The 10270-nt window shown below is 39.3% G+C and carries 9 protein-coding genes, 1 tRNA gene and 1 pseudogene; 4 read left to right on the top strand and 7 right to left on the bottom strand.

The features are described 5' to 3' along the window. Window positions 1–53: 53 nt before the first annotated feature. Window positions 54–1097, top strand: a pseudogene (locus I4641_RS22295) (phytoene desaturase family protein); the annotation flags it as partial. An 81-nt stretch (window positions 1098–1178) separates the two neighbouring features. Here I4641_RS22295 and I4641_RS22290 read toward each other — a convergent pair. From I4641_RS22290 to urtA, 5 genes are all read right to left on the bottom strand, one after another. Further along, on the bottom strand, window positions 1179–2483 hold the full coding sequence (locus I4641_RS22290) for a Glu/Leu/Phe/Val family dehydrogenase (protein ID WP_229642787.1): 1305 nt from the start codon (window positions 2481–2483) through the stop codon (window positions 1179–1181). A 157-nt stretch (window positions 2484–2640) separates the two neighbouring features. Then, window positions 2641–3390, bottom strand: a complete 750-nt coding sequence (gene urtD / locus I4641_RS22285) for an urea ABC transporter ATP-binding protein UrtD (protein ID WP_369426868.1) — start codon at window positions 3388–3390, stop codon at window positions 2641–2643. Window positions 3391–3421: 31 nt separating this feature from the next. Beyond that, window positions 3422–4585, bottom strand: coding sequence for an urea ABC transporter permease subunit UrtC (gene urtC, locus I4641_RS22280; RefSeq protein WP_229642785.1), 1164 nt, complete (start codon window positions 4583–4585; stop codon window positions 3422–3424). Between the two features lie 20 nt (window positions 4586–4605). Continuing rightward, complete coding sequence (gene urtB, locus I4641_RS22275) at window positions 4606–5766, bottom strand: urea ABC transporter permease subunit UrtB (protein ID WP_229642784.1); 1161 nt, start codon at window positions 5764–5766, stop codon at window positions 4606–4608. A gap of 114 nt (window positions 5767–5880) precedes the next feature. Then, the gene (urtA, locus tag I4641_RS22270) at window positions 5881–7188 is read right to left on the bottom strand and encodes an urea ABC transporter substrate-binding protein (RefSeq protein ID WP_229642783.1); all 1308 of its coding nucleotides are present in this window, start codon (window positions 7186–7188) and stop codon (window positions 5881–5883) included. A gap of 378 nt (window positions 7189–7566) precedes the next feature. Here urtA and ureA point away from each other — a divergent pair, with 378 nt between their 5' ends. From ureA to ureG, 3 genes are read left to right on the top strand one after another with little or no spacing between them, the layout of a single operon-like run. After that, window positions 7567–7869, top strand: a complete 303-nt coding sequence (gene ureA, locus I4641_RS22265) for an urease subunit gamma (RefSeq protein ID WP_229642782.1) — start codon at window positions 7567–7569, stop codon at window positions 7867–7869. Between the two features lie 24 nt (window positions 7870–7893). Then, entirely contained in the window at window positions 7894–8199 is a 306-nt protein-coding gene (gene ureB, locus I4641_RS22260) for an urease subunit beta (protein ID WP_229642781.1), read from the top strand. 3 nt (window positions 8200–8202) lie between these two features. After that, window positions 8203–8838, top strand: coding sequence for an urease accessory protein UreG (gene ureG / locus I4641_RS22255; RefSeq protein WP_229642780.1), 636 nt, complete (start codon window positions 8203–8205; stop codon window positions 8836–8838). Window positions 8839–8951: 113 nt separating this feature from the next. Here the strand turns inward: ureG and I4641_RS22250 are convergent. Further along, a tRNA-Lys gene (locus I4641_RS22250) sits at window positions 8952–9023 on the bottom strand. Between the two features lie 75 nt (window positions 9024–9098). Beyond that, the gene (cofG, locus tag I4641_RS22245) at window positions 9099–10055 is read right to left on the bottom strand and encodes a 7,8-didemethyl-8-hydroxy-5-deazariboflavin synthase subunit CofG (protein ID WP_229642779.1); all 957 of its coding nucleotides are present in this window, start codon (window positions 10053–10055) and stop codon (window positions 9099–9101) included. Window positions 10056–10270: the final 215 nt, after the last annotated feature.

Below are 10270 nucleotides of genomic sequence, written 5' to 3'. Positions count from 1 at the left end.
AATTAAAAAATAAAGGTGATTTAGTTAATGCAATGTAAATACGTCTAAGCTTACCCAACACTCTGATGCACTTGCCTAATATTTTAAAATTGACTAGACCATTTAGGGAAGTGATGGATGGAATAGTAAGGGATCCGTTCATTCGCAATTGGATGGATTTACTCAGCTTTCTGCTATCTGGTTTGCCCGCTAGCGGTACTGTCGCTGCGGAAATGGCTTTTATGTTTGCAGAGTGGTATAAGCCAGGAGTGCAGCTAGATTATCCAATGGGTGGTAGTGGTGCAATTGTGCATGCTTTGGTGCGCGGGTTAACTAAACGGGGTGGAGAGATTATCTATAACGCCCACGTCGAAGAAATATTAGTCGAGGAAAATAAGGCTGTTGGGGTGCGTTTGCGTAACGGCAATGAAATAAAAGCAAATAAGGCAGTAGTTTCTAACGCCTCGATCTGGGATACTTTACCTCTTATTCCTAAAGGAGTATTACCCAAAAGTTTTGTGCAAGAAAGAGCTAATACTCCAGAGTGCGCCAGCTTTATGCACCTTCATTTAGGTATTGATCGCACTGGCTTAGAAGATTTGCAGTGTCATTACATCATAGTAAATGATTGGGATCAAGGAGTAACCGCCCCGCAAAATGTGGTGGTAATTTCGATTCCTTCTGTCTTAGACCCCAGTCTTGCCCCCCCAGGAAAGCACTCGATCCACGTATATACCCCTGGCAACGAACCTTACAATATTTGGGCGGGAATGGATCGCCGTAGCGATGCTTATCAGCAACTCAAACAAGAGCGTGCAGAAGTCATGTGGCAGGGTTTGGCAAGAGTTATTCCCGATATAAAAGATCGTACAGAACTGATTTTGATTGGAACGCCCTTAACCCATCAACGGTATCTACGCCGTCATCGTGGTACTTATGGTGCTGCCCATCAAGCGGGAAAAGCTCTTTTTCCTGGCTCAAATACCCCCATTTCAGGGTTGCTTTGTTGTGGTGATTCTACTTTTCCTGGTATTGGTATCCCTGCGGTGGCTGCGAGTGGTGCGATCGCAGCTAATACTATTGCACCGTTAGAAAAACATCTCAAGATTCTACCTTAAATTACCCCAGGGCTGGATCTTTGATGTTTAATGCGATCGCTCCTAAATTTTAAATAATCCTAAATATTAAATATTTAATATTTATTTCCTGATAAAGTCTTCTCTGGTACCTTTGGCATCCAAAGCTTCTCCCAAACGATTCAAGGCGCGGACATAAGCTGCGGTGCGAACATCTATAGTCAGATATTGAGAAATTTCCCAAGTTTCTCGGGTTTCTGCCTCCATTTTATCTTTAAGACGTTGATTGACTTCTTCTAATGTCCAATACCAGCCACTGCGATTTTGCACCCATTCAAAATAACTTACGGTAACGCCTCCCGCATTAACCAAAATATCGGGAAATATATAAATACCTTTTTCTTCTAAGATTTTATCCGCATCAGAATTAATCGGGCCATTAGCTACTTCAAAGATATACTTAGCTTTAATTTGATCTGCATTATCTTGAGTAATTTGATTTTCCAAAGCGGCGGGAATGAGAACATCAACATCCAAACTTAATAATTCTTGGTTGGAAATTACCTTATGCTCCACGATGCTGCATACAGTATCCTGACAGTATACTGCTTTGATTTCTCGACTTTGGTTTTTATGTCTTTTAACGCTAGCAATATCTAAACCTTGGGGCGCGTAAATTCCTCCCTTAGAATCGCTGACAGCAACTACTTTATACCCCGCCTTGTCGAGCAAACTGGCTAAAGTCGAACCTGCATTACCAAAACCTTGAATGGCTACAGTAGTCTCTTCCGTAATTAGCTTGAACTTGGGTAACATAGTTTGGATGACGGTAAACGCACCCATCGCAGTAGCAGTATCTCTACCTTTGCTACCCCCCAAAGAAAGGGGTTTTCCCGTGACCACTCCGCGACATAATCTGCGGACAATTGTGCTATAACGATCCATCATCCAACCCATAATAGTGGCGTTGGTATAGACATCGGGAGCGAGGATATCAATATCTTCCCCTATAGCATCGGCGATCGCATCTATATAACCGCGACTCAAGCTTTCTAATTCTGCTTTGGATAATTCTTTGGGATTGACTGTGATACCTCCTTTGGCACCACCAAAGGGTAAATCTAACAACGCACACTTAAAGGTCATCCAGAAAGCCAGAGATTGAACTTCATCCAAATTAACATTGGGATGATAGCGCACTCCACCTTTTCCCGCCCCTCTAGTATCGTCATAGCGCACTCGATAACCAGAGAATACTTTTAGGCTACCATCATCCATTCTCACGGGAATAGATACAGTCAGACTATTCTTGGGATGTTGTAGACGTGCGATCGCATCGCTGGAGATATTGACGTGCTTTAAGGCTTTTTCTAATCTCTTGTTAGCATCAGATAGTAAGGAAGAAACAGAGTTATTTTTGTTGGGCATTTCTTACTTTATTCCTCAATTTGACTAACTGCGATCGAGTAGGAGTAATTATCTATTGAATATACTCGTCTTTAAGTAATTTACAGTATGGTTGAAGTGGCGAGTCTATTTTGATCTTATTTCTTTATTTTGCATTTGTTCGCCTCGCCAATCAGTTTCAATCAGGTGTTTCCCCTAAATAAACTTCAATCACTCTAGGATCGTTTTGTACCTCGTCCATTTTGCCTTCACAAAGTAAAGCACCCTGATGCAATACCGTTACCTTGTCATTGGCAATTTGGCGGACGAATTCCATATCGTGTTCGATCGCAATAATAGAATGACTTTGGGCTAAAGAAAGCAATAATGCACCGACGTTTTCTGTTTCTTCATCGGTTAATCCTGCTGCGGGTTCGTCTACTAACAATAAATCTGGTGACTGTGCTACTAACATACCAATTTCTAACCGTTGTTTTTCTCCATGGGAGAGTAAACTTGCCGAGAGATTTGCTTTGGTATCTAACCCAATTGTTTCTAATAGTCCCCCTACAGTTCTTGTTTCATTATTATTAGCGCGACCAAACAAGGTAGATAAAACATTTTTATTTTGATTGGAAACTAGGTCTAAATTGTCTCTTACTGTTAAATTCAAATATACTCTAGGTGTTTGAAATTTGCGCCCTATTCCCATGCGAGCAATTTTAAATTCTGGTATTTTTTTGATATTTCTACCTTTAAATAATACTCTTCCTTTTGTTGGTTGAACCTTACCTGTAATTACATCTAAAAAAGTCGTTTTTCCCGCACCATTAGGACCAATAATTACGCGAAGTTCTCCCGCATTCATACTAAAATTAAGATTGTTTAGAGCTTTGAAACCATCAAAACTGACTGTTAAATCTTCAATCTCTAATATTTTACTCATTATTATGTATGGACGAACGGCCGTTCGCCCCTATCTATTGCTCCGACATTTCTTTTCTTTCCTGTTGTACATCAGGATCTTCTACCAAACTAGGATAAGTAATTAATGAGGGCTTTAATCCCAAAAGCGATCGCAATTTATCCCAGCCATAGCTAGTCCACCAGCCAACAATTCCATCGGGTAATACTGTCACTACAATCAGGAATAATGCACCTTGAAAAAATAACCAGATTTCGGGAAAACTTTCACTCAAAAATGTTTGACCGAGTCTAACTAACATAGTGCCAAGGATTGCACCAATTAATGTTCCTCTTCCTCCTACTGCTACCCAGATGACCATCTCAATCGAAAAAGCTACCTCCATAATGCTAGGGGTAATAATGCCTGTTTGAACTGTATATAATGCCCCTGCAATACCTGCGATCGCCCCTGAAATAGCAAAGACTAATACTTTGTAGCCTGTGGGGTCGTAACCAGAGAATCTCACCCTAGTTTCATCGTCTCGGATTGCTATTAGCAGACGACCAAAACGTCCACTAGTCAGCCAACGGCACAAAAGATAAATTAAGACTAATGATATAACAGTAATTATATAAAAGGTACGTTGTACACCAGCAGAACTAACAACTAAATCAAAAATCCTCGAACTATCAGTTTTTAAGCCATTCGTACCATTAATTATTTTTTGCTGACCATTGAAGAAGTTATAAAAAACCAATAAAGCAGCTTGAGTTAAGATGGAAAAATAGACCCCTTTGATGCGATTGCGAAATACTAAATAACCAATCAATCCTGCTGCAATTCCAGGGACAATTACTAATGCCAAAATTGTAATTGGTAAAGAATAAAAAGGTTGCCATACCCAAGGTAGTTCTTTGACACCGTAAAGATTGAAAAAATCGGGTATTTGTCCTTCTGGAATTTGTAAATTGAGGTGCATTGCCAGGGCATAACCACCCAAAGCAAAGAAAATACCATGACCTAAGCTTAATAAGCCTGTGTAACCCCATATAAGATCGATACCCAATGCCACAATTGCTAAAGATAAAAATCGACCAATTAAGCGCAAGCGAAATGCAGGTATTATACTCGGCAATATTATCGCCATGATAATAACTAAAGTGGTAATTATACCAAGTTCAATTATTTTATTTCTTTGCTTCTTTTTCTTTATTTGGACACCAGTTTTATTACTCATTATTGATAACTAATAATTGATTAAAGTTCTGCCGTTCTTCCTTTTTGAGGAAATAATCCAGCAGGTTTTATTTGTAAAAAAGTAATAATTAAAGCAAATACCATTACTTTTGCCATACTGCTAGTGGCAAAAAAGAAAAAGAAATCTAATACTGCCTGGGGTGCTTTTATGTTGGTAAACATTAATGCCAAAGTTCCCGAGCCAATCAAATAATTAAGTACACCGATACCCATGGCTGCCAGTATTGTTCCCAAAAGATTACCGACACCGCCAACTACTACCACCATGAAAGTATCTATAATGTAGTTCTGTCCTGTATTTGGTCCAACCGAACCGAGCAAACTAACCGCACATCCAGCAATTCCTGCTAATCCCGAACCGAGAGCAAAAGTCAGCGCATCAACTTTGGCAGTAGGAATACCCAAACAAGAACTCATGGTGCGATTTTGGGTTACGGCACGAATTTTTAATCCCCAAGTGGAGCGTTGCAAAAACCAATACACGCCAATTAAACACAAAATAGTTAAAACAATTATAAATAAACGCACGTAGGGTATTTGAAACCCAAATGCGTCTGTACCGCCTCTCAACCATGCAGGAGCAGTCACATCAACGTTTCTCGTGCTAAACCAGGCTTTTGTTAAAGCTAAATTGTTGCTTAAAATAGAATAAAAAGCGATCGCAATTCCCCCCGATAAAACTAACAATAAAGCAGTAACCTTATTTTTAATTCTCTCCCAATCGCTTCGACGTTTAATTAATTCCATCCCGCCAAAAAACAGGAGGGAAAAAACACCGATAGAGATAAATAACAGCCAGTTAACGCTACGAACAAACTGGCGCAGAATAAGACTTATTCCCCAAGTCGCTAGTAGAGTTTCTAATGGTCTACCATACAAAAAACGAATCGCCCCCCTCTCTAAAATCAACCCCACAATTGCCGAGACAATAAAAGCAATGGGAATTGCCACGATGATATATAAACTAAACCAAGGTTCGCCTAAAGGCTTAAAAATATTTTGGACAACGAAAGTGGCATAAGCACCTAGCATCATAAGTTCGCCATGGGCTAGATTGATTACACCCATAAGTCCAAAGACGATTGCTAATCCTAAAGCTGCAATTAGCAAGACCGAACCAATACTAAAACCGTTAAATAAACCTTCAATTAATGTAGACACATTCTCTATATTTATATCTTTTGCTACAGCTTTGTAAAAAGCCAGTAGCTAAAGCTATTAGCTTTAGCTACTAACAGTTTTATCGCCGAATTAATTGCTCAAATCAGCAACGATCTAAGCTTTATACTTTTCGCCTTTAGCTGGATCTGTCCAGTCACAAGCAAAACCTTTAGTCTCTTTCACGTATTGATTCCAAGGGATGGGATCTAGAGTTCCTTCTGTTGACCAAACAATATCAAATAGCCCATCATCTCTGACCTGTCCCAAACGCACAGTTTGAGAGATATGGTGGTTCGGTTTCATTTCTACCTTACCTTGTGGCGCATCAAAGGATTGTCCCACTGCTGCTGCTCTTACAGGTTCTAGATCTGTAGTTCCAGCTTGTTCCACGGCTTGTTTCCACAGATACACCATAATATATGCAGATTCCATCGGATCGTTAGTTACCCGATCTTCGCCGTATTTAGCTTTAAAATCTGCAACAAATTTATTATTGGCGGGAGTTTCTACTGTTTGATAATAGTTCCAAGAAGCATAGTGACCTTTGAGATATTCTGGACCAATTTGTCTTACTTCTTCTTCTGCTACGCTCACAGACATGACAGGATACTTATCGGGAGTTAGTCCCGCCCCCTGCATTTGTTTGAAGAAAGAAACATTACTATCTCCATTAAGACTATTAAAGATGACACCGCCGTTGGGTAGTGCTGCTTTTATTTTGGCGATAATAGGAGTGACTTCCGTATCACCAAGGGGTAAATAGTCTTCTCCGACAGTCTTCCCACCTTTAGCTGCAAGTTGCTCTTTAATTATGGTATTCGCCGTGCGAGGGAATACATAATCCGAACCTACTAAGAAAAATTCTTTACCTTTGTTTTCTAGCAACCAGTCCACTGCGGGTTCGATTTGTTGGTTGGGTGTTGCACCTGTATAGAATACATTGTTAGAGCATTCCTGTCCTTCATATTGGACGGGATACCATAGCATATGCTTTTTTTCTTCAAATACTGGCAAGACAGCTTTGCGACTAGCAGAAGTCCAGCAACCAAAAACCGTAACTACCTTATCTTGGTCGATTAATTTAGCTGCTTTTTCGGCAAAAGTTGGCCAATCCGAGGCCCCATCTTCTTTCACAGGGATGATTTGCTTGCCTAAAACACCACCCGCAGCATTAATTTCGTCGATCGCCATCATTTCAGCATCAACTACGGTAGTCTCACTAATTGCCATCGTACCGCTTAAAGAGTGAAGAATACCTACTTTGATACCGTCTCCCGCAGCACAAGGGTTTGCTCCACCAGCACAAGGATCGGCGGCTGTGTCTCCTCCACCTCCTTCACTAGCACAACCTTTTAGCATTAAGCTGGCTAGTATTCCTGTTGAACTGTAGAGTAAAAATTTACGTCTTCCTAATTGTGACATAGTCCTTTTTGTTTATTAATTCCTTTAATCGACCGTAATTATCTATTTTTTAAAGATAATAGCGAGTCTAGAATTACCTGATAATGATTCAAAGTATTTCGTCTGAAGAAAAATTGTACTCTGTAATACCAAAAAAAAAGAAACCAAGTATACAAAAAAAAATTACAGTTTGTACATATATCTTTTGCTAGATTTGACTTAAGAGCTTATGTACTGATTGATTGAGATGAATTACTCAAACACTCTTAAGATTTGATGAGGTAAAGAAAAGTTAAGCAGAATCTCAATAAAAAGATATACTCATGGGGCAAATAAGGAAAATAATTTATTATCTTAAAAATAAGATATTTAAGTGAATTTAATTATACAAAATATCAAATGCAGCTATCACCTCAAGAACAAGATAAACTAACTATTTTCACCGTTGGTTTGTTGGCAGAAAGACGCAAAGATAAAGGATTGAAACTAAATTATCCCGAAGCCGTAGCTTATATCTCGGCAGCTATATTAGAAGGTGCAAGGGAAGGTCGATCTGTTGCAGAATTAATGAGTTATGGCACAACTATTCTCAACCGAGATGAAGTGATGGAAGGTATTCCCGAAATGATTGATGAAGTTCAGGTAGAAGCTACCTTTCCAGACGGTACTAAGTTGGTTACGGTACACAACCCTATTCAGTAGTTTAGTTATTAGTTATTAGTCAAAATGATTCCAGGTGAAACAATTACCCAGTCAGGGACAATCGAATTAAATGTAGGGAAAGAAACCCTAGAAATAGAAGTCGCTAACACAGGCGACCGCCCGATTCAAATTGGCTCGCATTTTCATTTCTATGAAGTTAATTCCGCACTCTCATTTGATCGCAAATTTACTAAAGGAATGCGTCTTAACATTCCTGCGGGTACGGCGGTTAGATTTGAACCAGGAGATGAAAAAATTGTTGTTTTAGTTGCGATCGCGGGTACTAAAGAAATCTATGGTTTCAACGGTTTAGTTGAAGGGAAGGTTTGACAAGTGCAAAGAACCAAGAACGTTGCTAGATTGGGAATAGGTGGACCAGTCGGGAGTGGTAAAACTGCTTTAATAGAGAAGATAGTTCCCCTCTTGATGCAACAGGGTATTCAGATTGCAGTCGTAACCAACGATCTTTTAACTAGCGAAGATGCAGATCGTCTAAAAAGAAAAGGCTTTTTGCCCGAATCTCGTATTGTGGGAGTAGAAACGGGTAGTTGTCCCCATACTGCAATCCGAGAAGATCCGACGATGAATCTATTAGCAGTTAGCGATCTAGAATTGCTTTATCCCCAACTAGATTTGATTTTTATCGAGAGTGGTGGCGATAATCTCGCTTCTACTTTTAGCTACGATTTAGTTGATTCTTATATTTTTGTCATCGATGTGGGTGCGGGAGACGATATTCCTCGCAAAAATGGCCCTGGTTTTGTCCAAGCCGATCTAGTTGTAATTAATAAAATAGATATCGCTCCCTATGTAGGTGCAAACTTGGATCTAATTCGCCAGCAAGCACCCGAATATAGAAAAGGGAAACCCATTGTTTATACTAATTGCAAAACAGGGGAAGGTTTATCAGGAGTAATTGACTTTATTTTAAAAACCGTTTTATTTCGCGAAATGTTAAAAGCCGAATAATTAATAGTGTCCTGAGTTTAAAGTATTAAAGCGATCGCTTTTTTTGGATAACATTACTGGCAAAGTTATCCGTAAAGTCACACCGACAATCAAGTCCATAATTATTCTAAAAGTGGGTCGCCTGGGATTCGAACCCAGAGCAAATCGGTTAAAAGCCGAGTACTCTACCATTGAGCTAGCGACCCTGGAAAACTGCGGCTTGCGCCTTTTGTTCTCACGGATACTAATCATAGCACGGCTTTTGTAAAAAAATCACTTTTCTAAAAAATTAAAGTTTTTTCTTTTGCTATGACTACTTTTTTTAGTTTTGGAGAGAGCCAACAATAGTATTGAGAATATATGGGTAACCTTGGTTTGAGATTCCAACCTGCTGGCTCTAAAACCTCTAATAAAGAAGCATAAGTCGGGTGGGGATAATCTGGATTAACCTCGTCTTTGGGGCTAATTCCTCCTAAATCAGTTGCACCTGCATCCAAACAAGCTAGTAAAAAATTTGGGTCTGATACCAAATTGGGCGGTATTTGAATAGAAATGTTCTCGGGCAAAATTGTTCTCGCCCGAGCAATAATACTTGGTAGCAAGTTTGGGTCAAATGTAGTTATGCTGTCTTCTTGATTGCTACCTACACTATGGGGTTGTAAAATCACTTCTTGAATATGTCCCCATCGACTTTGAATTAAAGCGATCGCTTTAAAAGATTCTTCTATATCTAATTTTGTTTCACCAATACCTAAAAGCAATCCTGTGGTAAAAGGAATTTTCAACTTTCCCGCCCACTCTAATTGTTGCAGACGTAGTTTAGGCTGCTTACTGGGGGCATTTTTATGGACTGTCTCCATAAATTTAGGATTAACTTGCTCTAACATCAACCCCATAGATACATTTACTTTCTTCAATTGTTTCATTTCTGACCAACTCAAAGGTCCAACATTGGTATGGGGTAGAAAACCCAGAGATAGAGATAAATCGCATATCTCATGAATTTTTGTAAACCATTTTTTTCTATCTTCAGACAAGGGATGTATCTCCCCCGCTAATACCAAAATCTCTGCAATCGATGGCGAATCTAGTTGTTGAAGGATTTCTTGAGCTTCTTCTGTAGATATCAAACTCCCTTTGTTTACATCAACACGAAAATTGCAGTAACTACATCGATTGAAACACTCATAACTAGGAACGATTGTATGGGCTGGACTGTAGGTAATTGAACGATTCATCTAAACAAATAAGTGTTACTTATAGTTTGTATAAGAAAATATTTCCTTAAAAAGGTATACAAAACTAAAAACTGCTCTATACTGATAAGTGTCAGTTCAATCGAACCTAGACAATTAAATATTCAGCAATTATATAACACATGACTACTACTCTACAACAGCGCGAAACTCGCGGTGCATGGGAGAATTTCTGTCAGTGGATTACAAGCACTAAC

Origin of the sequence: Waterburya agarophytonicola KI4, from assembly GCF_020640915.1 — a bacterium.
GTDB classification, from domain to species: Bacteria; Cyanobacteriota; Cyanobacteriia; order Cyanobacteriales; family Xenococcaceae; genus Waterburya; species Waterburya agarophytonicola.
Note: the sequence above shows the minus strand (reverse complement) of the source record. Positions and strands in the feature narration are given on the sequence as shown.

Bases quoted from the DNA above. Each gene is read 5' to 3' on its own strand.
- cofG (WP_229642779.1), bottom strand. From the start codon at position 10,055: ATGAATCGTTCAATTACCTACAGTCCAGCCCATACAATCGTTCCTAGT.
- ureB (WP_229642781.1), top strand. From the start codon at position 7,894: ATGATTCCAGGTGAAACAATTACCCAGTCAGGGACAATCGAATTAAAT.
- ureA (WP_229642782.1), top strand. From the start codon at position 7,567: ATGCAGCTATCACCTCAAGAACAAGATAAACTAACTATTTTCACCGTT.
- urtC (WP_229642785.1), bottom strand. From the start codon at position 4,585: ATGAGTAATAAAACTGGTGTCCAAATAAAGAAAAAGAAGCAAAGAAAT.
- I4641_RS22290 (WP_229642787.1), bottom strand. From the start codon at position 2,483: ATGCCCAACAAAAATAACTCTGTTTCTTCCTTACTATCTGATGCTAAC.
- urtA (WP_229642783.1), bottom strand. From the start codon at position 7,188: ATGTCACAATTAGGAAGACGTAAATTTTTACTCTACAGTTCAACAGGA.